This is a genomic window from Actinoplanes missouriensis 431 (assembly GCF_000284295.1).
Lineage (GTDB): Bacteria > Actinomycetota > Actinomycetes > Mycobacteriales > Micromonosporaceae > Actinoplanes > Actinoplanes missouriensis.
In genome coordinates, this window is the sequence record NC_017093.1 from 797,289 (window position 1) to 822,569 (window position 25,281).

A 25,281-nucleotide genomic window follows, 5' to 3' on the forward strand; every position below is an offset into this window, starting at 1 on the left:
CCCGGGCGGGCTGCTGGCCCGCCCGGGGCGCGCTGTTCCGCCCCGGAATTCTGTCGGAGGGGGGCGATAGTGTGCCCGCCGTGATGGAGATCGATTGGACCGATGTCCGGCCGCGTGTCGCCGCCCTCGCCGCCCGCCCCGGCCTGGACCGGGCGTTCGGCTGGCGGTGGCACGAGGGGCTGCTCGAGCCGCCACTCACCGACGCCGAGCTGACCGCCCTGGAGGCGCAGCTCGGCGTCGAGCTGCCGGGGGAGTACCGCTCGTTCCTGCGCGAGGTGAGCCGAGGCGGCGCCGGCCCGGCCTACGGCCTGTTCCCGCTGCGCCGCGCCGCCGACCGCTGGGAGTGGGAGGGCGACGGCGCGGACATCACCGATCAGGCGACGCTCGCCCAGCCGTTCCCGCACACCGAGGCGTTCAACCCGGTGGACGAGCTGCCCGAGCAGCCGGACGAGGACGACGGCGGGGACGCCGAGGAGTCCTGGTGGGAGCTGCACGACCGGGTCGCGTTCAGCCCGGCGCACTCGGTCGGGTTGATCTACCTATGCCACCACGGCTGCGCGCTGCGCGAGGCGCTCGTGGTGAGCGGCCCGTCCCGCGGGCAGATGTGGGCCGACGACCGGGCTGACGACCAAGGTTTCTCCCCGGTCCTGGGCGACGACGGCCGGCCGCTGACCTTCGCCGGCTGGTACCGAAAGTGGCTGACCGAGTCGGAACAGCAGCTGACCTGACGGAAAAGGGCTCCCGGCCGGAACCGGGAGCCCTTCGTCGCGTACCTGATGGGTCAGCCGGTGTTGCGCATGCCGGCGGCGATGCCGTTGACGGTGGTGAGGAGGGCACGCTCCAGGGCCGTCGAGTCGGACGGGCCTCGGCGGGCGCCCGGCGCCGTCGGGATCTGGCGGCCCGCGTCGTCGAGGTCGCGGTACTGACGCAGCAGCGCCACCTGCAGGTGGTGCAGCGGCTCCAGGTAGGTGTCCCGCACGCCCAGCGTCCGGGACAGCTCGGGCTGCGAGGAGAGCAGCTCGGTGCCGCCGGTGATCGCCAGGACTTCCTGGACGGTCAGCTCGTACTCCCGCTCGATCTTGTGGAAGATCGGGTGGAGTTCCTCGGGGACCAGGGTCTCGACGTAGCGCCGGGCGATCGACAGGTCGGTCTTGGCCAGCATCATCTCGACGTTCGAGAGGAACGTGCGGAAGAACTGCCAGTTCTCGTGCATGGCGTCGAGTTCGTTGCCGAGGCCGGCGGCGCGGACCGCGGCGAGGCCGGTGCCGACGCCGAACCAGCCGGGCACGATCTGCCGGGTCTGTGTCCAGCCGAACACCCACGGGATGGCCCGCAGACCGCTCAGGCCGGCGTCCGCGTTGGGGCGCTTCGCCGGGCGGGAGCCGATGTTCAGGGCGCCGAGCAGCTCGGTCGGTGTGGCCGCCCAGAAGTACGCGGCCAGGTCCGGGTTCTCGACGAGCGACCGGTACTGGGTGAACGCCGCGTCCGAGGCGGTGTCCATGACCGAGTCCCAGACCTTGAGCCGGACCGGGTCGACCTGCAGCGTGGTGTGCAGCAGGGTGGCCTGGAGGACGGCCGCCACGGTCAGTTCCAGGTTCTCCCGGGCCAGGGCCGGCACGGTGTACTTGTCGGAGATGACCTCGCCCTGCTCGGTGACCTTGATGGCGCCGTCGAGCGTGCCGTACGGCTGGGCCAGGATCGCCTCGTGGGTGGGGCCGCCGCCGCGGCCGACGGTGCCGCCGCGGCCGTGGAAGAGGCGCAGCCGCACACCGTGCCGGGCGGCCACGTCACGCAGCGACCGCTGCGCCTTGTGGATGCGCCACTGGCTGGTGGTGATGCCGGCTTCCTTGTTCGAGTCCGAGTACCCGAGCATGACCTCCTGCACGTCGCCGCGCGCCCGGACGATCTCCCGGTAGGCCGGCAGGGACAGCATCTCGTCCAGCAGGTCGCCACCGGCGTCGAGCTCGGCCGGCGTCTCCAGCAGCGGAACGATGTTGACCCGGGCCCGGCCGGTGTGGATGTCGACCAGGCCGGCCTCGCGGGCCAGCACGGCCGCTGCCAGCACGTCGTCGACACCGAGGGTCATCGAGATGATGTAGGTCTCGATGACGTCCGGCCCGAAGCTGTCCTGCGCCTCGCGGATCGTGTTGAACACGTCGAAGGTCTTGCGGGCCGAGTCGGTGAGCGGGGTGTCGGCGCTGGAGAGCGGGCGCCGACCGGTCAGCTCGGTGGCGAGCAGCTTGGTCCGGTCGCTGCGGTCCAGCGTCGCGTAGTCGTCGATCTCGCCGACCTGCGTGTACATCTGCTGCAGCACCTCGTGGTGCTTCTCGGCGTGCTCGCGCACGTCGAGGGTGGCGAGCTGCAGGCCGAACGCGGACGCCTGGCGGATCGCGGTGGCGACGATGCCGATGGCGGGCAGCTGGCCGGAGTTGCGGGCAAGCGAGGCGCGCATCAGCTCCAGGTCGCTGATCAGCTCGTCGCTGCCGAGGTAGTCGCGGCCGGGCACGTGCGGGGTGTTGTTGGTGAGCCGGGCCCGGGTGTTCGCCAGCTTCGCCTTGACCGCGCGGACCTTCAGCCGGTACGGCTCCTCCGCGTTGACCCGGCGGAACCGGGCCGCGATCTCCGGCAGGTTGTCCAGGTCCTGGGCGAGGCTCGCGGACAGGTCCAGGGAGACGCCGCGCAGCCGCCGGGAGACGGACAGCTCGTCGATCAGCTTGTCCATCGCCTTCTCGGTGGCCTGGATGCCGTGCTCATGCTGGATGAGCAGGACGTCGCGGGTGACCTTCGGGGTGACGAAGGGGTTGCCGTCGCGGTCGCCGCCGATCCAGGTGCCGAACGTGAGCGGCCGTGAGGTGGGCGCGGTCTCCACGCCGAGCCGGCGCAGCGTCTCGGCGAGGTCGTCGAGCACCTGCGGTGCGGCCTCGGCGTAGAGGTCCTTGAGGTAGTAGACCGCGTTGCGCGCCTCGTCGGTCGGGTCCGGCCGGTCCAGGCGCAGCTCATCGGTCTGCCAGAGCAGGTCGATCAGCTCGGCGAACCGCTTGGTGGAGACCGTGGTGTCGGTCGCGCCGTACAGGGCCGCGGCGGCCGATTCGGCGTCCAGCGAGTCGGCGACCTGGCGCAGCTTCGACAGGATCGAGCGGCGGGCGGCCTCGGTCGGGTGCGCGGTGAAGACCGGGCGGACCGCGAGCCGGCGGGCGGCCGCGGCGATCTCCTCGGCCGGCACGCCCTTCTCGGAGATCCGCGCGGCGGCCTGGTCCAGCCATCCGCCGTCACGGGCCCGGCGGCGCTGGAGGTCGCGGGCGCGGTGCACCTGCTCGGTGATGTTGGCCAGGTGGAAGTAGGTGGAGAAGGCGCGGGCCAGCTTCGTGCCGGTGGTGATGTCCATGGCGGAAAGCCGGTCGGCGGCGGCCGGGGCGTCCTGGCGGACCAGGGCCCGGATCTCCTCGACCAGGTCGAGCAGCGGCCGGCCTTCCTGGCGGGCCAGGGTCTGCCCGAGCAGCGTGCCGATCCGGCGGATGTCGGCACGGAGGGCTGCGTCCGAACCCTCGCGGTCGAGATGGGCAGGCGGCTCTGTCATCGGGGCGCTCCTTAGAACGGATGGCTCCAGGACGGCGCTGTCCCGACTTCGCCGATCGTATCGGCGTACCCCCGACCGGGGGTGGATTGAGTCAAGAGTCTCATGCGCGTATCGCGCGCACGCGCTCACCTGGCTAGTGCCATCGCGTACGCGGGGTACCAGCGTCCGGCCCGCGGCGCGCCGCGGCCACAGGCGCCGTCGGACTCTCCGGGCCGTTTCACCCAGAGGTACGCATCGGCGAGCGGATGCCCGGTGACGAGCGTCGGCGGTGTGCCGAGTCGCCGCCCGGGCGGATTGCACCAGCGCCGCTCGGCCGTGCCCCGGGTGACCGGTCCGTTGCCGTTGCGGCTGGTGTCGATCACGAAGTGGCGTCCGGTGAGCAGGCGGGACAGCTCTGTCCCGTACCTGATGTTGTCGTTAGTGGTCTGGAAGTTGGCGACGTTGAGCGCCACACCGTGCGCGCGCATCGCCCCGGCGGACCGCAGCGCCGGCGCGATCCGGGCGGCCGGCATCCAGCCGGGGTGCCCGGCGTCCAGGTAGACCCGCACGCCGGGCTCGGTCCGCAGCGTCGCGACGGCCCAGCTGAGCAGGGCGAGCCGCTGCTGCGCGGCGCGTCCGGTGAGGCATCCGCGCACCGTGTGGGCCACCGCGTCCGGCTCCAGGATCACCAAGGCGCGCAGCCCGCGCAGGGCCAGGGTCAACGTCGCAATCCATTTCTTGTACGTGTCAGCGCTCGGCGCACCACCCTTCGAGTGATTCCCGCAGTCCCGCTGCGGGATGAAGTAGAACGCGAGGACCGGTAGCCGGTTGGCCCGTCCCGCGGCGATGGCGAGTTGCCGTGCCCGGTCGCCGTAACCGGGCCGCGCGTCGGTGAACCAGGTGGCCGCCGGCCGGTCCGAGATCCGCCGGAGGACCGCCGCGTCGGCCGTCCGCCCGGCCCGTTCCAGGCGCCGCACGTAATCGGCGGCCGCGCCGGTCGGGTCGACGTAGAGCGCCGGCGCCCCGGTCGTGGTCGCCTCCGGCACCCGGACCGCCGGGGACGGCTCGTTGTCCCGGAGCAGGACACCGGCGGTGACCAGCACCAGGGCGGCGACCAGGGCGGCACGGCGGCGACGGCCGGTCACCTTGAGGTGCCGGGCCATGATCAGCGCACCCGCACCCAGCGCGCGACCGACGGCACGCCGGCGGCGTCGACGAGGAAGAGCATGTACCAGCCGGACGGCACGAGCCCGGCCCGCCGCGGCACGGTCACCTCGACGGCGCCGCCGGACCGCTTCAGGTCGAGCGCCACGGATCGCTGGTCGGTGTCCGTGACGTGGGTGACCGAGCTCGGCTTGACCAGGCGGGCGGCGGTGATCCGGCCCGCGTCCGGGGTGGCGAACCGGGCGGTCGCTCCGCGCGCGACGGTGTCCGGACCGGCGTAGATCACCGGCCGGGAGCCCCGGAACAGGTACGGCGGGCTGAACACCTCGATCCGCTGCTCGAACGTGCCGGGCCCCTTCCCGGCCTGGTCGTAGAGCGGGTCACCACCCATGGTGATCACTCGGCCGTCGGGCAGCAGGATCGCCTCGGCGTGGTAGTTGCGGCCGACCGTGGAGTCGGCGGCGGTGATGAAGGCGTTGTCGCCCGGCCGGTAGATCTGCGCGTTGTAGAGGTCGCTGCGCGTGGCGCCCCGGTACCGCCCGCCGCGATATCCGGACGAGCCGCCCGTGGTCAGCACCGTGTCGTCGGGGAGCAGCACCGTGGAGAGGTATCGGGCCGGCTTCGGCAGGTCCGGGCCGGGCCGGTAGGCGGGAGACTTCACGTCCAGATCAACGATTCCGGTACGCCGGGTGGACTCCTCCGACTCGCCGATCCCGCCCCCGCCGAAGATCATGACTTTCTGGTCCTGCGCGGGCGGGAGCAGCACCGACGAGCTGGTCTCGGTCATCCGCGGATCGCGGAGGCCGGGCACCTCGCGGAACCTGTTGCGGCGCACGTCCCAGACGCCCGGTGTGCGGCCCTCGGTGTCCGAGCCGTACCCGGCGTTGGCGCCGGAGTAGAAGATTCGCCCGTCGGCCATCAGGTGCAGGCTCGGATAGGTGGGGAAGTAGCGCTTCAGCTCGGGCGCGGCCACCCAGCGGCGCTGCGACCGCAGGTACCGCTCGTTGCGGCCGGGCAGCACCCGGCCGAACTGGTCGAGGCCGGAGACGGCGAGCACGTCACCGTCGGTGAGCCCGATCAGCGTCGGGTACCAGCGGTGGTCACGCAGATCTCCGGTACGCACGTACCGCTCCGCGACCGGGTCGAACTCGTACGACGTCTTGTCGCCGCCGTACTCCTGCTTCTCCCGGGTGATCTTGTCAGCGACCCCGTAGAGGTTCCGGGCGTCCGCGCCGGTCAGCCCGTCGATCCGGTACTGGGCCGGCGCCTGGACCGCCGCGCGGTCACCCTTGACCGCCGCGTCCACCCAGACCTCGGCCGCGCCGGCGTGCACCGTCGTGGTGGCGCCGTGGGTCATCTTCTTCGCCGCCGGCACGGTCACCTTGGTCCGGGTCCGGTAGACCAGGCCGGCCGCCGAGACGAACGCGGTGCCCTTGGGGAACACCCGGGGACCGCCGTCCGGCGACTCGTTCTTGATTTTCATGACCCCGGCGGCGTGCTCGACGTCCTCGGCCAGCACCTCGTACGACTTGGTGCCGCCGGCCACCAGCAGATTGCCGTCCGGCAGGAACGTGTGCCCGGCGCAGAAGACGTCCGACGGGGTGGGGATCTCGGTGAACCGCTCGGTCGCCGGGTCGTAGATCACGGTACGGAACGACTCCTCCTCGAAGGCGTCCCGGTTGTTGCCGCTGCCCGCGATGATCAGCACCTTGCCGGTGTGCAGCAGCGCGGCGTGGATGGCGTTGACCCGGAACCCGTGCGGCACCGGCAGGCGCGCCCAGTGCCCGTACCTCTCCTTGTAGGACTGCCGGTTGATCTGGTACTCGTGCAGCGCCTCGGCGCCGGCCGCGACCATCGGCCGGTTCGCCACCGCCACCACGGCGAGCACTGCCAGCGTGGCCAGACCGCTCACCAGACGGCGAACGACTGTGGGACGCGAGCGGGGCTTCATGTGGGCGGCTCCTTCGGGTTTCTCCGGCCGGTCAGCCAGATCAGGGTCGGTGTGAGGCAGATGACGAGGTTGAGGGCGGGCCACGCGTACATGGCCGGGTCGACGTGGTCGAGAAACGGGGCGACGAGCAGCAGCACCGCGTAGAGGGCGGCCCAGCGCAGGCCGGGCGCGAACGTGGCGAACCGGTCCGGGCTGGCCGAGTCGCCCTTCGGGGTGACCACGAACCCGGACCGCCGGCGCAGCACCGCGCCGAGGAACGACGAGACGTAGACGGGTGTGCAGAGCGTGGACGCCAGCATCCCGGCCAGCCCGGACGAGCCGGACCCCTCGTGCGGGCTCACGTTGTGCCGCCGGTTGAACAGGTAGAGGCCGACCTGGAATAGCGCGGCGTCCACGTAGAGCATCAGCCACACCGACTCGGGGACCTGCACGCCCTTCGCGCCGAACAGCAGGAAACAGCCCGCGTTCGCGGCGCCGAGCAGCCAGGCCGCGGCGGCCAGCGGGTAGTACGACATCAGCAGCGCGTAGTGCAGCGCGCGGGCCGGGCCGAGCCGCCAGGCGGTCCGGGCGAAGCGGCGCACCACCACCTCGTCGGTGCCCTGCGCCCAGCGGTGCTGCTGGGTGAAGTAGTCGGTCCAGGAGGACGGACCCTCACCGACGGCCAGGACGTCCGGTGTGTAGACGGACTTCCACCGCTTGTTCGTGACCGGGTTACGCGTGCTGTGGATCGCCAGACTCGTCGCCATGTCCTCGGTGATCGAGTCGGCGAGGCCACCCGCCGACTTGAGGGCCGCGACGCGTACCGCGTTGTTCGTGCCGACCAGCATGGCGATGCCGCGCCGGTTGCCGGCCCGCTGCAGCAGGGAATGGAACAGGTACTGCTGCGACTCGGCCCAGCGGGTCACCAGGTTGTCGTAGTTGCCGTAGATCTGCGGGCCCACCACGAACGCCACGTCCGGGTCGCGGAAGTACCCGAGCAGCCGCTCGCAGAAGTTCGGCATCGGCACGTGGTCCGGGTCCACCGAGACGAACACGTCGTAGTCGTCGCCGTGCGCGTCCAGCCAGGCGTTGTAGTTGCCGTGCTTGGTCTTCGCCTTGAACCGTCCGGCGCCGGTGTTGTACTCGTCGCGCCCGCGCCGGCTGAAGTGCCGCACACCCAGTCGCCGGCACATCAGCTTGACCACCGGGTCGTCGCCCTCGTCGAGCAGCCACACGTCGAGGAGCCCGCCGTACCGGATCTTGCGGGCGGCCCGCAGCGTCTTCTCCACCATGGCGATCGGCTCCTTGCCGGGCACGATCGTGGTGAGGAACGCGACGCGCGTGCCGGTGTCCGGCACGACCGGCGCGGGATCGCGCGCCCAGAGCGTGGCGAGGCAGAGCGCCACCACGTTGATCAGCCGGAACAGCTCGATCGTCGCGGTCGCCGCGATCATGAACAGGGTGGCGGCGTAGAGGATCGTCTGCAGCCGCTGGTCCGGCACCTCGATCGAGGTGACCAGCCAGCCGAAGAACGTCGACTCGAACGCGAAGGCGAAGAGCGTGATCAGCACCGTCCGGATCGGGCGGCGGCGGGCCAGGCGCCGCATCCGCACCCGGTAGTCGTCCGGCGGCATCGGGTCGGCGGGTCCGGCCAGCACGCTGTACGCGCTGTACTCGTACTGGGCCGGAAGCAGCAGGGTGCTGCCGATCTCGTCGTCCGGCATGGCGGCACGGCCGGTGGGAGGCCGTTGCCCCGGAACGGCCGGGGCCGGTGAACGGGCAGGGGGAGTCGCCCCGGAGTCCGGGGTGTGCAGCACACTCATCCGTCAGGCCGACACCGGTACCGAGGGGCGCAATGCCGGGCGCGGACCGGTGGCCGGGCCCGCGTCGGCGGCGCGCTGCCGGATCCCGGCGGCGCCGGTGGGGTCAGCGGCGAGCAGCAGGTGACGCGGTGTCTCGGCCGGCCGGATCTTGCGGACGAACGCGCGGCGGGCGGCGGCGAAACCGGACCGGTCGGTGTAGATGTCCCGGCTCATCTCGGCCAGCTCGCGCGTCTCGTACACGTCGAGGGGAATCCGCTCGGCGGCGAGCCGCCTCGCCTTCGCCGCGCGCCGCTTGCGCACGGCGCGCAGGTCAGCGTGCTGTTCGGCCAGGGCCGAGAGCCATCCCGCGTACGCCTCCGGGTGTCGCGGCCCGACCTCGTCGACCAGCCCGATTCCGGCCGCCTGCGTCGCGCTCACCGGCAGCCGCTCGTCGATCAGGCGTTGCGCGGTGTCCGCCCCGACTCTGCGCGGCAGCGTGAAGGTGTGCAGCTCAGAACCGAACAAACCGATGTCGTAGTACGGGTTGAGCACGATCCCGTCCCGTGCGGCGACGATGTCCGCGCCCAGTCCGAGCATCACGCCACCGGCGCCGGCGCTGCCCGCGTAGGCGGCGATCACGATCTGCCGAGTACACGTGACGATCTCCCGGCACACGTCGTTGATCGCCCGGATCGCGGCCCAGGCCGCCCCGGACGGATCGGCCGACCCCTCGATCACGTTGAGGTTGATGCCGTGGCTGAACACCTCGGTGCCGCCGCGCAGCACCAGCACCCGGGTGTCCTGCGCGACCGCGTGCCGCAGCCCGGCGAGCAGCCGCCGCGAATGCCCGGGCGCCATCGCGCCGTTGTAGAAGTCGAAGTGCAGCCAGCCCACCGTGCCGGTGCGCCGGTACCGGACCTGCCGGTACGCCTGCGGGGTCTCCGGGTCGTCGGCCGGCCCGGCCGTGGAGTGCGGAACGCCGTGCAGCCGCGGACCGAGGACCGTGGTGGCCGGCAGTTTGATCCCGTCGTCGGCGGCCGGGCGCAGATGCCCGATCCAGAGGCTGCCGTCGCCGGTCGCCACGAGCACCGCGCCCTGGCGGCGGCTCAGGATCGTGCCCGGCCGGGCGCCGCGGGCCATCCCGGGGTGCGCGTCGAACGCGTACACGTCCAGCCCGCCCACCTCGGTGCGCGCGCCGGGTGATCCGTCACCGGCGCGGATCCGCCGCAGGATCGCCTCGGACGGCTCGGACCAGTCGAATGTCCGGTCGCCGGGCAGCATCGGCGGCCGGGCCCGCGCGCCGGGGACCTCGGTCGGCGCGTTCTCCGCCGGGACCGGGACGAAACCGGGGTCGGTCGCCTTCGCCACCACCTCGAAGACACACTCCAGGGCCGCGTCCGAGACCGGCCCGGTGTAGAGCGCCGACTTGCGCGGCGGCGCGGCCGGCATGCCGAAGGTGCGGGTCGCCCAGATCGGACCGGCGTCCAGCTCCTGGACGGCCTGCAGGGCGGTCACACCCCAGGTCGGCGCGCTCTCCGCGATTGCCCAGTCCAGAGAGGACGGGCCGCGGTCGCCGACCGGGCCGGGATGCAGCACGACGGTCCGCCAGCGCTGCCAGACCTGCGCCGGGACCCGTTCCTTGAGGTACGGGCAGAGAACCAGCTCGGGGTTCGCGGCGCGTACGCCCTCGACGATGTCCGGCCCGCTCGTCGCCAGCAGCACGCCGACGTCGTGCCCGGCCTCCCGCAGGGCACACCAGACACGCTGGCTCAGCCCGTTGAACGCCGACACGAGCAGCAGGATCCGCACAATGCCTCCCCCTTGGCATCCCAGAAGCAGAGGCGACTCTCGCTGACGTGCCGCTGCCTATGTCGGACATGCTGTGCGATAAGGCGCGCGTTCCCCGGTCTGTCGGCGTGTCGGACTAAGCTGGGAGCGCACCCCCACCCTCCTCGGGCGTTCGGGGTCGTTCGTCGTGCCCTCAGGGGGTTCTGCACATGCAACTCGCCGGTCTCATTCCTGCCGCCCTGCGTGACCGCGGCCTGGCCCGCGCCCGCGACCTGGCCCGCAAGGGTCACGTCGACTCGGACTCGCTGGACCTCACCGCGCCCGTGTCACTGCGCCCGTTCGTGGTCGCGACGGTGGCCGGCGCCAGCGAGAACGGCGGCGCCCAGCGCCCGGTCCTCGCCGTCACCGCGACCTCCCGCGAGGCCGACGACCTGGCCGACGCCCTCGGTTGCCTGATCGAGGCCGACCGGGTCGCGGTCTTCCCGTCCTGGGAGACGCTGCCGCATGAGCGGCTCTCCCCGCGCTCCGACACGGTCGGCAAGCGGCTCGCCGTGCTGCGCCGGCTCGCGCACCCCGGCGACAGCCCGCTCCAGGTGATCGTCGCCCCGGTCCGCTCACTCCTGCAGCCGCAGCTCAAGGGCCTCGGCGATCTGGAGCCGGTGGAGCTCGTCACGGGCGGCGGGGCGGAGCTGGAGGAGGTGGCCCGGCGACTGTCCGACATGGCGTACGCGCGGGTGGACCTGGTGACCAAGCGCGGCGAGTTCGCGGTCCGCGGCGGCATCCTGGACGTCTTCCCGCCCACCGACGAGCACCCGTCCCGGGTCGAGTTCTGGGGCGACGACGTGGAGGAGATCCGCACCTTTGCGGTCGCCGACCAGCGCACCATCGAGGCGGTGCCGCGGCTCTGGGCGCCGCCCTGCCGCGAGCTGCTGCTCACCCCGGCGGTGCGGGAGAAGGCCGCGCAGCTCGCGACGCAGCATCCGGAGCTCGCCGAGATCCTGGACAAGCTGGCCGAGGGCATCCCGGTCGAGGGCATGGAGTCGCTGGCGCCGGCCCTGCTTCAGGGCACCGACAGCATGGAGCTGCTGATCGACTGCATGCCGGCCGGGACCCACGTGCTGCTCTGTGACCCCGAGCGGATCCGCACCAGGGCGCATGATCTCACCCGTACCTCCGATGAGTTCCTCGAAGCGTCGTGGGCCGCCGCCGCCTCCGGCGGGCAGGCACCCATCGATGTCGGCGCCGTCGCTTTCCGGAGTCTCGGCGATGTCCGGGCACACGCCGCCACCCTGCGGCAACCGTGGTGGACGATCTCCCCGTTCGGCCTGGCCGACGCGGCCGCCGAGGAGGCGCTGCCCTGGGAGGATCCGTCGTCGGCGGTGGAGGTCTCGCCGGACGCCGGGGACGCGATCGCGCTCGCCGCGCAGCCGGTGCCGCTGTACCACGGCGACACGGCGAAACTCGCCGGCGACCTGGACGGCTGGGCCAAAGCGGGCTGGGCGATCGCGCTGGTCTTCGAGGGCAAGGGGACCGCTCAGCGGGCCACCGAGCTGCTCCGCGACGCCGGTCTCGGCGTCACCCCGGTGGACGCGATCGCGAAACCGATCGAGGACGGCCAGCTGCTGGTCACCTGCGGCGGGCTCAACCACGGGTTCGTCGACGAGGCGTCCCGGCTCGCGGTGATCACCGGAAACGACATCTCCGGCGGCCGTGGCGCGTCCACGAAGGACATGCGCAAGATGCCGGCCCGGCGGCGCAACACGATCGACCCGCTGGAGCTCAAGACCGGCGACTTCGTGGTGCACGAGCAGCACGGCATCGGCCGCTACATCGAGCTGGTCCAGCGCACGGTCAACGGCGCCGACCGGGAGTACCTGGTCATCGAGTACGCCGCGTCCAAGCGCGGACAGCCCGGCGACCGGCTCTATGTGCCCACCGACCAGCTCGACCAGCTCTCCCGCTACGTCGGCGGCGAGTCGCCCAGCCTGCACAAGATGGGCGGCGCCGACTGGCAGAAGAGCAAGGCCCGGGCCAAGAAGGCGGTCAAGGAGATCGCCGCCCAGCTGATCCAGCTGTACGCCGCCCGGCAGGCCTCGAAGGGGCACTCGTTCGGCCCGGACACCCCGTGGCAGCAGGAGCTGGAGGACGCGTTCCCCTACACCGAGACGCCGGATCAGATGGCCGCGATCGTCGAGGTCAAGCACGACATGGAGCTCCAGGTCCCGATGGACCGGCTGATCTGCGGCGACGTCGGTTACGGCAAGACCGAGATCGCGGTGCGGGCCGCGTTCAAGGCGGTGCAGGACGGCAAGCAGGTCGCGGTGCTGGTGCCCACCACGCTCCTCGCCCAGCAGCACTTCAACACGTTCACCGAGCGGATGAGCCAGTTCCCGGTGCAGATCAAGCAGCTGTCCAGGTTCCAGACGCCGAAGGAGGCGGCACTCACGCTGGAGCAGGCCGCCGACGGCACCGCCGACATCGTGATCGGCACGCACCGGCTGCTCGCCAAGTCGACCCGGTTCAAGAACCTCGGCCTGATCATCGTGGACGAGGAGCAGCGGTTCGGTGTCGAGCACAAGGAGCAGCTCAAGGCGCTGCGGGCGTCGGTGGACGTGCTGACCATGTCGGCGACCCCGATCCCGCGGACCCTGGAGATGGCGATCACCGGCATCCGGGAGATGTCGACGATCGCCACCCCGCCGGAGGAACGGCACCCGGTGCTGACCTACGTCGGCGCGCAGGACGACAAGCAGGTCGCCGCCTCGATCCACCGCGAGCTGCTCCGCGACGGGCAGGTCTTCTACCTGCACAACCGGGTCGAGTCGATCGACCGCGCCGCCCGCAAGCTGCGGGAGCTGGTGCCCGAGGCCCGGGTCGCGGTGGCGCACGGTCAGATGAGCGAGGAGCAGCTCGAGAAGGTGATGGTCGGCTTCTGGGAGAAGGAGTTCGACGTCCTGGTCTGCACCACGATCGTCGAGTCCGGCATCGACATCCCGAACGCGAACACCCTGATCGTCGAGCGCGCCGACCTGCTCGGGCTGGCCCAGCTGCACCAGATCCGCGGCCGGGTCGGCCGGGGACGCGAGCGGGCGTACGCGTACTTCCTCTACCCCCGGGAGAAGCCGCTCACCGAGCACGCGCACGAGCGGCTCGCCACCATCGCCCAGCACACCGAGCTCGGCGCCGGCATGTACGTGGCGATGAAGGACCTGGAGATCCGCGGCGCCGGCAACCTGCTCGGCGGTGAGCAGTCCGGCCACATCGAGGGCGTCGGCTTCGACCTGTACGTGCGGATGGTCGGCGAGGCGGTGAGCGCGTTCAAGGGCGAGCGCCCCGAGGAGGAGCCCGAGGTCAAGATCGACCTGCCGGTCGACGCGCACCTGCCCACCGACTACATCGCGGTCGAGCGGCTGCGCCTGGAGATGTACCGCAAGCTGGCCGAGGCGCGCGACGAGACCCGGCTGACGGAGGTCGTCGCCGAGATGACCGACCGCTACGGCGAGCCGCCGGCCGCGGTCGCCAACCTGATCGCGGTGGCCCGGTTCCGGCTGGTGGCCCGGGCCTACGGTCTTACCGACGTCTCGATGCAGGGCAAGCACATCCGCTTCTCGCCGTTGCCGCTGCCCGACTCGAAGCAGATGCGGCTCAAGCGCTACCACCCCGACTCGGTCTACAAGCCGGCCGCCGACCAGGTCAGCGTGCCCCGGCCGAGCACCCGCCGGGTGGGCGGCGAGCCGCTGCGCGACCAGGCGCTGCTGGAGTGGTGCGCACAGCTGCTCAAGGACGTCCTCGGCGACGTGCCGGCACCCGCCGTGGCGACACGCTGAGGGGTGGGCGACCTAGATCACATTGCGCATGAGACAGTCATGACCATGCTGCGTGCCCGCCGACTCGCCTCCGCCGTTGTCGTCGCGTCCCTGGCCGTGGGCGGGCTCTCCGCCTGCCGGTCCCAGCCGGCCGTCGCCGTCTACATCGGAAACAGTGCCCACATCACCGAGCATCAGGTCCAGCGGATCTGGGACGAGACCGAGGACGTGCTGGTGAAGGCGTCGAACGGCCGGCCGGTGCGGATGCCGATCGTCCGCGCCGACATCGTCGGGCTGCTGCTCACCCACGAGCTGCTGGAGCGGGTGGCCGGCGAGCGCGGGGTGACGGTGCCCGGCGCCATGCCGTACGACGAGGTCGCCCAGCAGATCGGGCTGCCCGCCGGCGCCGAGCTGACCCGGCTCTACACCGAGAACGCGCTGACCCGGCAGTACCTGCTGGAGAGCGCCGCGTCCGGGACCGCCGCCCAGCCGAGTGACGCGGACCTGCGCGACGTCTACCAGCGGTTCACCGACAACGAGGTGGCGCTGCCGGCGTACGCCCAGTTCGCGGCGGGCCTGGAGCCCGCGCAGAAGCAGGAGCTGCAGAGCACCTTCGCGCTGCGCGACGACATGGAGGGCGTGGTCGACAAGCTCGACGTCGAGGTCAGCCCGCGGTACGAGAACCTCGAGGTGGCGCTCGCCAACTACACCGATCAGAACACCGGCCGCTCGTTCGCGCTGGTCAGCGTGCCGTTCGGCGAGCCCGGCGGGGAACCGCTGGTGGTGGACGTCGCTTGAGCCGCCGGATCATCCTGCTCGTCACGTCGCCGCGGCTGCCGGCCGGGCTGCTCACCGCCGAGGCGTGGGACGCGGTGCGCGCGTTCCCGGTCTTCGCCGCCGCGGAGAGCGAGCAGGCCGCGGCACTGCGGACGACAGGCGTGACGGTGACCGTGCTCGACACCGACGCCCAGGGCCTGCTGGACGCGATCGGGGATCGGCAGGCCGCCGTCTGGCTCGCCGGTCCCGGCGGTGACCAGGCGTTCGCCCGGCAGCTCGGGTTGCGGCTGGCCCGGGAGCCGCAGCTGGCCGAGCTGGAGCTGATGTACGGCTCCTGGGACCCGCCCGGCGCGCGGCTGCTCGACGCGGTCACCGTGATGGACCGGCTGGTCTCGCCCGGCGGCGACCCGTGGAAGCGGGCGCAGACGCATCAGACGCTCGCGCCCTACCTGCTGGAGGAGAGCTACGAGGCGTACGACGCGATCGTCTCGGGCGACCTGGCGGCGTTGCGTGAGGAGCTCGGTGACGTGCTGCTGCAGGTGGTGCTGCACGCGCGGCTCGCCGAGGAGCAGCCGGACGGCCACGGGTGGAACATCGACGACGTGGCCGGTGGACTGGTCGAGAAGATGGTGCGGCGCAATCCGCACGTCTTCGCCGGCGAGCAGGTCAAGGACATCGAGGAGATCACCGCCAACTGGGAGCGCATCAAACAGGCGGAGAAGGAGCGGGAGTCCGTCCTGGACGGCATCGCCCTGAGTCAGCCGGCGCTCGCGTTGACGGCCAAAATCCTTCATCGGGTACGGCGGAGCGGGCTGACCGTACCCCTGCCCGAAGCTGTTGATCTCGGGTCCTCGCTGCTGAACGTGGTGGCCGAAGCGCGCGAAGCGGGCCTGGACCCGGAGGCCGAGCTGCGGAAAGCGGCTCTCGCCTACGCCGACGCCGTGCGAGCGGCGGAAAACGTCGGTCCCGCCGAGTAGGTTTCTCGGCATGGCTGAGTTCGTGCCGCTCGCGGAGCGTATCGTCGACGCTCTCCTGGAGAGCGACCCCGCAACCGCGACCTATGCGGGTGACCACCGTTTCGACGACCGGCTGCCCGACCTGTCCGGGTCCGGGGTGGCCGGTCGAGTCGCGATGCTGCGCGACGCCGGTGACGCGCTCAGCGGCGTCGATCCCGACGGCCTCGGCCCGGAGGACCAGGTCGACCACGCGATCCTGAGCTCCCTCGTGGAGCGGGGCGCGTTCGAGCTGACCGACGTCCGAGAGCACGAGTGGAACCCGCTGGAGCACAATCCCGGCCCGCTGCTGCACGCGCTGCTGTCCCGCCCGTTCGCGCCGGCCGAGGAGCGCCTGACCAGCCTCGCCGGGCGGCTCGCCGCGATTCCCGACGCGCTCGCCACGGCCCGTGCGGTGCTGCGTGACGTGCCGCGCATCCACGCCGAGACGGCGACCGGGCAGTTCGCCGGCACCGCCGCGCTGATCCGTGACGAGGTGCCCGGCCTGCTCGCCGAGGAGCCGGCGATGGAGGACGTGGTGCGGCCCGCTGCCGACGCCGCGCTGGCCGCGCTCGGCGAGTTCGACGGCTGGCTGCGCAGGCTGCTCGAGACCGGCGAGCCGGGCCGTGACCCGCGCCTGGGCCGCCGGCTCTGGGAGGCGCGTCTCTGGCACACCCTGGACACCGAGCTCTCCGCGGCCGAGGTGCTCTCCCGCGCCCGCGCCGACCTGGAGCGGGTGGGCGAGGAGCTGCGGGTGGCCTCCGCCGAGCTGGTCGGCGGCCCGGCGACCGACGAGACGGTCCGCCGCGCGCTCGACACGCTCGCCGCGGATCACCCCGACAACGCCAGCATCGTGGGGCTGGCGAAGGTGACGATGGACGAGGCGACCGCGTTCGTCCGGGAGCACGACGTGGTGTCGCTCGTCGACGACCCGTGCGTGATCGAGGAGATGCCGGAGTTCGCCCGGGGCGTCGCGGTGGCCTACTGCGATCCACCCGGCCCGCTCGAGACGGCCGACGTGCCGACGTTCTACTGCATCGCCCCGGCCCCGTCGGACTGGCCGGCCGAGCGGGTGCGCAGCTTCTACCGGGAGTACAACAACCACCTGATCCGCAACCTGACGGTGCACGAGGCGATGCCGGGGCACTTCCTGCAGCTCGCGCGCTCCCGGCGGTTCCGGGCCGCGACGCGGGTCCGCTCGCTCGGGCTGTCCGGCCCGTTCATCGAGGGTTGGGCGGTCTACGCGGAGGATGTGATGGCCGGCCTCGGCTTCGGTGGCGTCCCGGTTCGGATGCAGCGGCTCAAGATGCGGCTGCGGACCAGCATCAACGCGATCATCGATCAGCTCGTGCACTGCGAGGACCTGTCCGAGGCCGACGCGATGGAGCTGATGACCGGGCGCGGCTTCCAGGAGGAGGGCGAGGCGGCCGGCAAGTGGCGTCGCGCGCTGCTGACGTCCACCCAGCTCTCGACGTACTTCGTGGGGTACACCGAGGTGGCGGCGATCGCGGCGGCCCGCCCGTTCGGCGCGACGCCCCGCGCCTGGCACGACGCGATGCTGGCGCACGGCTCGCCGCCCCCGCGTCACCTGCGCACCCTGCTCGGGGTCTGACCCCCGGTCACCGGCCCCGGCGGTCGATCAGGCGGGCACCGGACGGGATCTGGAAGGCGCCCTCCTCGGCCTCCCCGGTGTACTCGCTGAGCACCACGTCCACCTCGTCGCCGTCGAGCACCGCCCGGAAACTGGCGAGCGTGCCCTCCACCGTCACGCACACGTCGAAGGACGACGTCTCGGCGGCCTGCACGCCGGTCAGCGCCAGGCAGGTCGCGTGCCGGCCGGCAAGGGTGGTGTCCCGCTGGGTGGCCTCCGGGTTCTCGTCGACGGCCGCCGCCTCCAGCAGCGCCACGACCTGGGTGTCGGTGACCAGGCCGGTGCCCTCCGGCAGAGCGATGTCGGCGCCGGCGGCGTCGGTGGCCGTGCAGGTGTCCGCCGCGCAGTGGGTCACCGCGGCGGGCGTGCTGATCAGCCGCCCGCCCGGGAACTCGTAGGCGATCCGCTCCGGCGCCGGGCTCCGGACCACCCGCGCGGTCGCTCCGCCGGCCAGCCGGTAGGTGGCGGTGTACGCCGGGCTGCCGGACCCGGCCAGCTGGGACGCGACCTCACTGACCACGTCGCTGTCGCTCACACCGGACGCGCTGGCCTGGTCGAGCCCGCCGCACCCGCCGAGGAATCCGAGGGCGAGGACGAGCGGCGGTGCGACGGCAGCTCTGAAGGAGGAGGGCACGGGGGACAGCCTTGCTCAGTTCATCGATGCGTCGCAATCGAGTTATCTCGTTGCCGACTCGGAAACCAGCCATTCGCGGGGTATGACAATTCGCTATTCAATTCGATTGGTGCGGGGAAAACGGCTCACGCCGATGCGGCCGCCCGGGCCCGGGCCATCTGCTGGCGCAGCACGTACCGGCGGATGATCTTCGCCTGCCGCTCGTCCTCCTCGAAGACGGCGACCAGCTCCACCATCAGCGGGCCGCGCGCCGGCACCCGCTGGCGGATCGCGTTGACCTTCGTGGCGACGGCCGGGAACTCCACGACGTCCTCACCGAGCTGCACCCGCAGCACCATCGGCGCGCCGGGACGGACGTCCACGTCGCTGAAGTGGGCGCGCACCGAGTTCTCGCTGATGTCGTGCACCCAGCCGATCGCCTCGACCTCGCCGGGGCGGACCAGCAGAACGTTCTCGCCGCCCCCGCCGCGCACGTAGTGCCGCAGCTGCTCGATCTCCGGCTCGCCGATCAGCCGGATCTCCACCCGGTTCTCATCGGTGCTGGTCACGGTGCCGCGGATGGCGTACCGGCCGCGGGGTGTGCCGCCGCCGCGCAGGGTCACGGCGGCGCCTGGGGGAGGCACGTCGTCGAGGGCGAGGGAGAGAGTCACGGACGTGTCGGCGGCCCGGACGACCCGGATGCCGGGGATGCGGTCCTCGCCGTTGTCCAATTCCAGGCGTGAGCCCTCAGCGAGGAAGGCCGAGCCCTCAAGGGGGAAGAGGTCACCAGTCATAGTGCCCAACGGTTCGGCAGCCGGGGTGCTGGTTTGAGGTAAACAGGGTGCGAAGTTGACCGGCCCCGCGAACGCCGCATCGCCCGACTCGATAGGCTCAGGGCCGTGGACGGCCCGCAGGGTCGCGGACCGAAACTGTATTCGTCCAACTGTTAGGGAGCGACACCACAAATGGCCACCATTGAAGCGATCGTCGCCCGCGAGATCCTCGATTCCCGGGGCAACCCCACCGTCGAGGTCGAGGTCGGCCTGGACGACGGCACGGTCGGCCGCGCCGCGGTGCCCTCCGGCGCCTCCACCGGCGCGTTCGAGGCGCTCGAGCTGCGTGACGGCGACAAGGGCCGCTACCTGGGCAAGGGCGTCGAGAAGGCCGTCGCGAACATCGAGGACAAGATCGCGGACGAGCTGATCGGTTACGAGGCGAGCGAGCAGCGCCTGATCGACCAGAAGATGCTCGACCTGGACGGCACCGACACCAAGTCGGAGCTGGGCGCCAACGCGATCCTCGGCGTGTCGCTCGCCGTGGCGAAGGCCGCCGCGCTCTCCGCCGAGCTGCCGCTGTTCCGCTACGTCGGCGGCCCGAACGCCGCGGTCCTGCCGGTGCCGATGATGAACATCGTCAACGGTGGCGCCCACGCCGACTCGAACGTCGACGTGCAGGAATTCATGATCGCCCCGATCGGCGCGCCGACCTTCCGCGAGGCGCTGCGGACCGGCGCCGAGGTCTACCACGCGCTCAAGAGCGTGCTGAAGAAGAAGGGCCTCTCGACCGGCCTGGGCGACGAGGGCGGCTTCGCGCCGAACCTGCCGGCCAACGCCGCCGCGCTGGACCTGATCGCCGAGGCCGTCCAGGCCGCCGGCTTCACCCTCGGCACCGACATCGTCCTGGCCATGGACGTCGCCGCGACCGAGTTCTACAAGGACGGGTCGTACGTCTTCGAGGGCACCCCGAAGTCGACCGACGAGATGATCGCCTACTACGCGAAGCTCGCCGCCGACTACCCGATCGTCTCGATCGAGGACCCGCTGTCCGAGGACGACTGGGCCGGCTGGAGCGCGATGACCGCCGAGCTCGGCACCAAGCTGCAGATCGTCGGCGACGACCTGTTCGTCACCAACCCGCAGCGCATCGCCCGTGGCATCGCCGAGAGCGCCGGCAACGCGGTGCTGGTCAAGGTGAACCAGATCGGTTCGCTCACCGAGACCCTGGACGCCGTCGACATGGCGCACCGGGCCGGCTTCAAGACCATGATGTCGCACCGGTCCGGCGAGACCGAGGACACCACGATCGCCGACCTGGCGGTGGCGGTCGGCAGCGGCCAGATCAAGACCGGCGCCCCGGCCCGTTCCGACCGCGTCGCGAAGTACAACCAGCTGCTGCGCATCGAGGAGCAGCTGGAAGGCGCCGCCCGGTACGCCGGTGCGGGCGCGTTCCCGCGTTACCGCGTCGGCTGACGACCCGGCGACAGATCATGGAGTTGTGGCGCCCGCCGCGGCCGACGTAGGTTCGTCACGGGCGCCACAAATCCTCAAGGGGCGAGCCGGGGGAGGCAGTAATGACACAGCGTCGCCTGCCGAGCGGGCAGGGCCCGGCCCGCCGTCCCAGCGCCGCCCGGCGGTCTCCCACGTCCGGCGCCCGGGCCACCACAGGAACGAAGGCCAGGACGCGCAACACCGGACCGGTCCGGGCGCCGTCGTCACGGCGTACCCCCGGAAATGACGGCGGCGAAGCCGCCAAGCGCACCGACGCACCGCGCCCGCGCGCGCTGACCGGCCGGGCCACCATCCTGATCGCGGTGATCGTCGCTCTCGCGCTGGCCTACACCTATCCACTGCGCACGTACCTCGATCAGGAGACGCAGATCGCGCAGATGGAGCAGAGCCAGGCCAAGCAGCGGGAGACGATCGCGGACACCGCCAAGGAGCTGGAGAAATGGCAGGACGACGAGTACCTGCGGATCCAGGCCCGGGAGAAATACTTCTACGTCCGTCCCGGTGAGACACCGCTGCTGGTCTATCCCGATCCGGAAGGCGCCGCTCGCGACGCCGACGAGAAAGCGCCGGCGGCCGCTCCGGACCGCTGGTACGACACGCTGTGGAGCAGCGTCCAAGCCGCGAATGCGGAGCCCGCGAACTGATGTCTGAAGCACCAACCCCCGCTGATCTCGAGATCGTCGCGGCCCAGCTGGGCCGTCCTCCGCGTGGCACCCGCGCCGTCGCGCACCGCTGCCCGTGCGGCAACCCGGACGTGGTGGAGACCGCACCCCGCCTCGACGACGGCACGCCGTTCCCCACGCTCTTCTACCTGACCTGCCCGCACGCCACCGCCGCGTGCAGCCGCCTGGAGTCGGCCGGCGTGATGCGGGACATGCAGGAACGGCTCAGCACCGACCCGGAGCTGGCGAAGCGGTACCAGGCGGCGCACGAGGACTATCTGGAGCGGCGGACCGCCATCGAGGACGTGCCGGAGATCGCGCACGTCTCCGCCGGTGGGATGCCCGACCGCGTGAAGTGCCTGCACGTCCACCTCGGGCACGCGCTCGCCGCCGGACCGGGTGTGAACCCGTTCGGCGACGAGGTGCGGGACGCGATCGGGCCGTACTGGTCCGGCGGTTCCTGCGTCGCTTCTGCTCCGAGCTCATGATCATCCGTCGCGCTCGCACCGGTGACGTCAAGGCCGTCCGGGCCCTGGTGGACGCCTACACCAGCGACCGGCGGCTGCTGAGCAAGGCGACGGTCACGCTCTACGAGTCGGTGCAGGAGTTCTGGGTCGCCGCCGACGAGGACGACACGATCGTCGGCTGCGGCGCCCTGCACGTCATGTGGGAGGACCTCGCCGAGATCCGTACGGTCGCGGTCGACCCGTCCCGGCGCGGACAGAAGATCGGCCACAAGATCGTCACCGCGCTGCTCGACCAGGCGCGCGAACTCGGCGTCCGCCGCGTCTTCTGTCTCACCTTCGAGACCCGCTTCTTCGGCTCCTTCGGGTTCACCGAGATCGACGGGGCGCCGGTGCCGCACTCGGTCTACGAGCAGCTGCTGCGTTCCTACGACGAGGGTGTCGCGGAGTTCCTCGATCTCGAGCGGGTCAAGCCCAACACGTTGGGAAACAAAAGGATGTTGTTGCACCTATGAGAGTTGCTGCGATCGACTGCGGGACGAACGCGATTCGCCTGCTCATCGCCGACGTGTCCGACGGCAAGCTGGTCGACGTCGCTCGCCGGATGGAGATCGTCCGGCTGGGGGAGGGCGTCGACCGTACCGGCCTGCTCGCCCCCGCCGCGATCGAGCGCACCCGCACGGCGCTGCTCGGCTACGCCGCCGAGATCGCCGAACTGGGCGTCACCCGGGTCCGCATGTGCGCCACCTCGGCCACCCGCGACGCGGGGAACGCGCAGGACTTCCGCGACATGGTCCGCGGCGTCCTCGGCATCGACCCGGAAGTGATCACCGGCGAGGAGGAGGCGACGCTCTCCTTCCTCGGAGCGGTGCAGGGCCTCGACGTGCCCGGCCCCTACCTCGTCTTCGACCTGGGCGGCGGCTCCACCGAGTTCGTGACCGGCACGACCGGCGTCGAGCACGCCATCTCGATGGACATCGGCTGTGTCCGGATGACCGAACGCCACCTGCACAGCGACCCGCCCACGCCCGCCGAGATCGCCGCCGCCTCCGACGACATCACGAAGGCGGTGGACACGGCGCTCGCCGCTGTCGGCTCCTCGCAAGCCAGGACTCTGGTCGGTCTGGCCGGGACGGTCACGACCGTCGCGGCCATCGCTCTCGATCTTCCCGGGTACGACTCCGCGCGCATCCACCACAGCCGGATCGACACTGCCGACGTGGCGAGGGTGACGGCTGACCTGCTGAGGATGACTGTCGCGGAGCGGCGCGCCCTGCCGGTGATGCACCCGGGCCGGGCCGATGTGATCGGCGCGGGGGCGCTGATCGAGCAGATCATCGTGGAGCGCTCGGGGCACGAGTCGGTGATCGCCTCAGAGCACGACATCCTCGACGGCATAGCCTTCGGCCTCGCCAACCCCTGACAGGCCTCGTTCCCCTGACAGGCCCCGTTTTCTGACAGGCCTCGCCACTCCACCACACCTCGTTCCGCGGCGCCTGCGGTAGTTCGCTGTTGACGGTACTTCGTATTGCGCAGTAGTGTGCTCCGCGTGGATCCGACCCAGCTGCTCAAAGGCGTGCTAGACCTAGCCGTCCTGGCTGTCCTGAAAGACGAGGACGGCTACGGCTACGACATCCTGCGACGCCTCCGTGCCGCCGGCCTCGAGGATGTCGGCGACGCCTCGGTCTACGGCACGCTGCGCCGCCTCTTCAGCAGCGGCCTGCTGAACAGCTACGTGGTGCCCAGCGACGAGGGCCCGCACCGGAAGTACTACGCCCTCAACGCGGCCGGCCGTGCGGAGTTGCAGCGGTCCGGCAAGATCTGGCAGGGCTTCGCATCGATCATGGATGATCTTCTTCGCGAGCAACGGGGGACGGCGTGAACGTGACGGCGCAGGACGAGATCGGCGGCTACGTGGAGGAGGTCCGGCAGGCGCTCGGGGGTCTGCCGGCCGCGACCCGCGAGGAGTTGCTCGAGGACCTGCCGGAGCATCTCGCCGAGGTGCTCGCGGAGGGCGGCGGCACCCTTGTCGAGCGGCTCGGCTCGCCGTCCGCCTACGCCGCCGAGCTGATCGCGAGCGCGGGCATCGCCACCGGCGTCCCGGGTTCGCCGAGCTCGCCGGGCGGCCGGTTCCGCGACCTGCGTGACCGCGCCGGCGAGGCGACGCGGCGGGCCGACGTCCGGGTCGGGCCCCTTCTGGGGTACGCCAAAGCCAGCGACTTCCTGATCCTGCTCCGTCCCGGCTGGTGGGTGCTGCGGGGTTACCTGGCGGCAATGGCGTTCGCCTACGTCTTCGACGACAACAGCGCGCCGCTCGGGTTGCTGCCCCGGATCGGCGGCAGCGGGAGCGAGCTCGTCGCCCTGCTCTTCCTCGGCGCCGCGGTGGTCGGCTCGATCTGGCTGGGCCGTCGTGGCGAACCGGCCGGGCGGATGCCCCGGCTGCTGTTCCGGGCCGGGACCGTGGCGCTGGCGATCTACGCGGTGGTGGGCTTCTTCGAGGCGGACGGCTACTCCCGCCAGTCCGGTTCCATGGACGTCAATTACGTCAGCCAGTACGACGGCGTCCAGGACGTCTTCGTCTACGACGGTCAGGGCCGGCTGGTGCAGAACGCGCAGCTCTACGACCAGTGGGGTAACCCGATCCAGTTCGGGGAGCCGGGCTGCATCGACTCGGCGACCGGCAACTGGAGCGCGAGCCGTTCCCTGGGCTACCCCTACTGCCCGGAGCAGGCCCCGTTCCGCAACGGCGGCGCCACGCCGTCACCGAGTTTTCTGACGCAACCGTCGCCCACGGAACCCGCTGCGTCACCCTCCGCACCGGGTGTCGTCAACGCCTCACCCAGCCGTGAATAAGAGCTGGTAACGGGGTCGCGCTGGGGCAAAGGCGGTCGCTATTCTCAGCCGCCGGCGACCGATTTTCCGGTCGTGCCCCTCGAGAGGAAGACCCATGACAGACCCGGTTGTGCCGACTCCGCCCGGCGGCGCCTACCCGCCCCCGTCCGGTGGCGGCTACCCGCCCGCGGGTCACCCGCAGCAGCAGCCGGGTTACGGCCAGCAGCAGGGCGGTTACCCCCAGCAGGGCGGTTACCCCCAGCAGCAGGGCTACCCGCAGCAGGGCGGTCAGCCCCAGACCGGTTACCCGCAGCAGGGTGGCTACCCCGAGCAGGGTGGCTACCCCGAGCAGGGCGGTTACGGTCAGCAGGCCGCCCCGGCCTACGGCCAGCCCGCGGCCCCCGGCTTCCCGCAGCAGGGCGGCTACCCCGAGCAGGGTGGTTACCCCCAGCAGGGTGGTTACCCCGCGCAGGGCGGCTTCGGCGAGCCCGGCAAGGGTGACGCCCCCGCATTTCCCCCGGCGCCCGTGCCCGAGCCCGAGAAGAAGAAAAAGGGCAAGAAGGCCCTCGGCATCCTCGGCGCCATCGCCATCTTCGTGATCATCGCGGTGATCAAGGGTGGCCTCGGCGCGCTGCTGGCGAAGGACCCGACCGCCGAGGCCAAGGTCGGCGACTGCATCTCGGTCGGCGACGACCTCGGTGAGCAGGCCACCGATGTGAAGGCCAAGATTGTCGAGTGCTCCGCGTCGGACGCCAAGTTCACCGTGCTCGGCCGGGTGGACAAGGTCACCGACGTGAACAGCACGGCGTGCGACAAGACCTTCAACGAGAAGCTCGCCGAGGGCGGCGAAGGCGCCGTGATCGCCAGCGACGAGGGCGACGGCTACCTGCTCTGCCTCAAGGCGAACTGACCGACGGCGAACCGACCGACGGCGAACCGACCGACGGCGACTGACC

20 protein-coding genes are annotated in these 25,281 nt (G+C 71.5%); 13 read left to right on the forward strand and 7 right to left on the reverse strand.

Annotated elements, in window-relative coordinates; genetic code table 11:
- Positions 1 to 83: 83 nt before the first annotated feature.
- Complete coding sequence (locus AMIS_RS03780; RefSeq protein ID WP_014440862.1) at positions 84 to 728, forward strand: SMI1/KNR4 family protein; 645 nt, start codon at positions 84 to 86, stop codon at positions 726 to 728.
- Positions 729 to 781: 53 nt separating this feature from the next.
- Here AMIS_RS03780 and ppc read toward each other — a convergent pair whose 3' ends face one another.
- The 5 genes from ppc to AMIS_RS03805 form a co-directional block, all read right to left on the reverse strand.
- Complete coding sequence (gene ppc, locus AMIS_RS03785; RefSeq protein ID WP_014440863.1) at positions 782 to 3,577, reverse strand: phosphoenolpyruvate carboxylase; 2,796 nt, start codon at positions 3,575 to 3,577, stop codon at positions 782 to 784.
- 125 nt (positions 3,578 to 3,702) lie between these two features.
- Positions 3,703 to 4,719 (reverse strand): glycoside hydrolase family 6 protein, encoded by a 1,017-nt coding sequence (locus tag AMIS_RS03790; RefSeq protein ID WP_014440864.1) that lies wholly within the window; start codon positions 4,717 to 4,719, stop codon positions 3,703 to 3,705.
- A gap of 2 nt (positions 4,720 to 4,721) precedes the next feature.
- Positions 4,722 to 6,671, reverse strand: a complete 1,950-nt coding sequence (gene glxA, locus AMIS_RS03795; RefSeq protein WP_014440865.1) for a radical copper oxidase GlxA — start codon at positions 6,669 to 6,671, stop codon at positions 4,722 to 4,724.
- The gene (locus tag AMIS_RS03800; protein ID WP_014440866.1) at positions 6,668 to 8,374 is read right to left on the reverse strand and encodes a glycosyltransferase family 2 protein; all 1,707 of its coding nucleotides are present in this window, start codon (positions 8,372 to 8,374) and stop codon (positions 6,668 to 6,670) included. Before AMIS_RS03800 ends, glxA begins: the two co-directional genes overlap by 4 nt.
- A 102-nt stretch (positions 8,375 to 8,476) precedes the next feature.
- Entirely contained in the window at positions 8,477 to 10,261 is a 1,785-nt protein-coding gene (locus AMIS_RS03805; protein ID WP_014440867.1) for a hydrogenase maturation protein, read from the reverse strand.
- A 188-nt stretch (positions 10,262 to 10,449) separates the two neighbouring features.
- Here AMIS_RS03805 and mfd point away from each other — a divergent pair, with 188 nt between their 5' ends.
- Genes mfd through AMIS_RS03825 form a run of 4 tightly spaced genes read left to right on the forward strand, consistent with a single transcriptional unit; the run spans position 10,450 to position 17,427 of the window.
- Positions 10,450 to 14,067, forward strand: a complete 3,618-nt coding sequence (gene mfd, locus AMIS_RS03810; protein WP_014440868.1) for a transcription-repair coupling factor — start codon at positions 10,450 to 10,452, stop codon at positions 14,065 to 14,067.
- 39 nt (positions 14,068 to 14,106) lie between these two features.
- The gene (locus AMIS_RS03815) at positions 14,107 to 14,844 is read left to right on the forward strand and encodes a hypothetical protein (protein ID WP_014440869.1); all 738 of its coding nucleotides are present in this window, start codon (positions 14,107 to 14,109) and stop codon (positions 14,842 to 14,844) included.
- The gene (locus tag AMIS_RS03820; RefSeq protein WP_014440870.1) at positions 14,841 to 15,800 is read left to right on the forward strand and encodes a nucleoside triphosphate pyrophosphohydrolase; all 960 of its coding nucleotides are present in this window, start codon (positions 14,841 to 14,843) and stop codon (positions 15,798 to 15,800) included. The genes AMIS_RS03815 and AMIS_RS03820 overlap by 4 nt, the downstream gene beginning before the upstream one ends.
- Before the next feature lie 10 nt (positions 15,801 to 15,810).
- Positions 15,811 to 17,427 (forward strand): DUF885 domain-containing protein, encoded by a 1,617-nt coding sequence (locus AMIS_RS03825; protein ID WP_014440871.1) that lies wholly within the window; start codon positions 15,811 to 15,813, stop codon positions 17,425 to 17,427.
- Positions 17,428 to 17,434: 7 nt separating this feature from the next.
- On the opposite strand, the gene AMIS_RS40215 is transcribed toward AMIS_RS03825, so the two are convergent.
- Both AMIS_RS40215 and AMIS_RS03835 read right to left on the reverse strand, forming a co-directional pair.
- The gene (locus AMIS_RS40215; protein WP_014440872.1) at positions 17,435 to 18,100 is read right to left on the reverse strand and encodes a hypothetical protein; all 666 of its coding nucleotides are present in this window, start codon (positions 18,098 to 18,100) and stop codon (positions 17,435 to 17,437) included.
- A gap of 125 nt (positions 18,101 to 18,225) precedes the next feature.
- Positions 18,226 to 18,873: a hypothetical protein gene (locus AMIS_RS03835; protein WP_014440873.1), complete on the reverse strand. Its 648-nt coding sequence runs from the start codon at positions 18,871 to 18,873 to the stop codon at positions 18,226 to 18,228.
- Between the two features lie 171 nt (positions 18,874 to 19,044).
- On the opposite strand from AMIS_RS03835, the gene eno reads away from it, so the two are divergent.
- From eno to AMIS_RS43595, 8 genes are all read left to right on the forward strand, one after another.
- Entirely contained in the window at positions 19,045 to 20,328 is a 1,284-nt protein-coding gene (gene eno, locus AMIS_RS03840; RefSeq protein ID WP_014440874.1) for a phosphopyruvate hydratase, read from the forward strand.
- Positions 20,329 to 20,429: 101 nt separating this feature from the next.
- On the forward strand, positions 20,430 to 21,011 hold the full coding sequence (locus AMIS_RS03845; protein ID WP_014440875.1) for an FtsB family cell division protein: 582 nt from the start codon (positions 20,430 to 20,432) through the stop codon (positions 21,009 to 21,011).
- Positions 21,011 to 21,517, forward strand: a complete 507-nt coding sequence (locus tag AMIS_RS03850; RefSeq protein WP_014440876.1) for a DUF501 domain-containing protein — start codon at positions 21,011 to 21,013, stop codon at positions 21,515 to 21,517. Before AMIS_RS03845 ends, AMIS_RS03850 begins: the two co-directional genes overlap by 1 nt.
- Entirely contained in the window at positions 21,514 to 22,008 is a 495-nt protein-coding gene (locus tag AMIS_RS03855; RefSeq protein ID WP_014440877.1) for an amino-acid N-acetyltransferase, read from the forward strand. Before AMIS_RS03850 ends, AMIS_RS03855 begins: the two co-directional genes overlap by 4 nt.
- Positions 22,005 to 22,916 (forward strand): Ppx/GppA phosphatase family protein, encoded by a 912-nt coding sequence (locus AMIS_RS03860; RefSeq protein WP_014440878.1) that lies wholly within the window; start codon positions 22,005 to 22,007, stop codon positions 22,914 to 22,916. The genes AMIS_RS03855 and AMIS_RS03860 overlap by 4 nt, the downstream gene beginning before the upstream one ends.
- A gap of 126 nt (positions 22,917 to 23,042) precedes the next feature.
- On the forward strand, positions 23,043 to 23,375 hold the full coding sequence (locus tag AMIS_RS03865; RefSeq protein WP_014440879.1) for a PadR family transcriptional regulator: 333 nt from the start codon (positions 23,043 to 23,045) through the stop codon (positions 23,373 to 23,375).
- Positions 23,372 to 24,346: an HAAS signaling domain-containing protein gene (locus tag AMIS_RS03870; protein ID WP_014440880.1), complete on the forward strand. Its 975-nt coding sequence runs from the start codon at positions 23,372 to 23,374 to the stop codon at positions 24,344 to 24,346. The genes AMIS_RS03865 and AMIS_RS03870 overlap by 4 nt, the downstream gene beginning before the upstream one ends.
- Before the next feature lie 94 nt (positions 24,347 to 24,440).
- The gene (locus AMIS_RS43595) at positions 24,441 to 25,235 is read left to right on the forward strand and encodes an LppU/SCO3897 family protein (RefSeq protein ID WP_014440881.1); all 795 of its coding nucleotides are present in this window, start codon (positions 24,441 to 24,443) and stop codon (positions 25,233 to 25,235) included.
- Positions 25,236 to 25,281 lie beyond the last annotated feature (46 nt).

What these genes read in the sequence shown, in the direction of transcription:
- AMIS_RS03860 (WP_014440878.1), top strand. Translation starts at nt 22,005, where the DNA reads ATGAGAGTTGCTGCGATCGACTGCGGGACGAACGCGATTCGCCTGCTC.
- AMIS_RS03835 (WP_014440873.1), bottom strand. Translation starts at nt 18,873, where the DNA reads ATGACTGGTGACCTCTTCCCCCTTGAGGGCTCGGCCTTCCTCGCTGAG.
- mfd (WP_014440868.1), top strand. Translation starts at nt 10,450, where the DNA reads ATGCAACTCGCCGGTCTCATTCCTGCCGCCCTGCGTGACCGCGGCCTG.
- AMIS_RS43595 (WP_014440881.1), top strand. Translation starts at nt 24,441, where the DNA reads ATGACAGACCCGGTTGTGCCGACTCCGCCCGGCGGCGCCTACCCGCCC.
- AMIS_RS03855 (WP_014440877.1), top strand. Translation starts at nt 21,514, where the DNA reads ATGATCATCCGTCGCGCTCGCACCGGTGACGTCAAGGCCGTCCGGGCC.
- AMIS_RS03850 (WP_014440876.1), top strand. Translation starts at nt 21,011, where the DNA reads ATGTCTGAAGCACCAACCCCCGCTGATCTCGAGATCGTCGCGGCCCAG.
- glxA (WP_014440865.1), bottom strand. Translation starts at nt 6,671, where the DNA reads ATGAAGCCCCGCTCGCGTCCCACAGTCGTTCGCCGTCTGGTGAGCGGT.
- AMIS_RS03825 (WP_014440871.1), top strand. Translation starts at nt 15,811, where the DNA reads ATGGCTGAGTTCGTGCCGCTCGCGGAGCGTATCGTCGACGCTCTCCTG.
- eno (WP_014440874.1), top strand. Translation starts at nt 19,045, where the DNA reads ATGGCCACCATTGAAGCGATCGTCGCCCGCGAGATCCTCGATTCCCGG.
- AMIS_RS03845 (WP_014440875.1), top strand. Translation starts at nt 20,430, where the DNA reads ATGACACAGCGTCGCCTGCCGAGCGGGCAGGGCCCGGCCCGCCGTCCC.
- AMIS_RS03800 (WP_014440866.1), bottom strand. Translation starts at nt 8,374, where the DNA reads ATGCCGGACGACGAGATCGGCAGCACCCTGCTGCTTCCGGCCCAGTAC.
- ppc (WP_014440863.1), bottom strand. Translation starts at nt 3,577, where the DNA reads ATGACAGAGCCGCCTGCCCATCTCGACCGCGAGGGTTCGGACGCAGCC.
- AMIS_RS03780 (WP_014440862.1), top strand. Translation starts at nt 84, where the DNA reads ATGGAGATCGATTGGACCGATGTCCGGCCGCGTGTCGCCGCCCTCGCC.
- AMIS_RS03790 (WP_014440864.1), bottom strand. Translation starts at nt 4,719, where the DNA reads ATGGCCCGGCACCTCAAGGTGACCGGCCGTCGCCGCCGTGCCGCCCTG.
- AMIS_RS03815 (WP_014440869.1), top strand. Translation starts at nt 14,107, where the DNA reads ATGACCATGCTGCGTGCCCGCCGACTCGCCTCCGCCGTTGTCGTCGCG.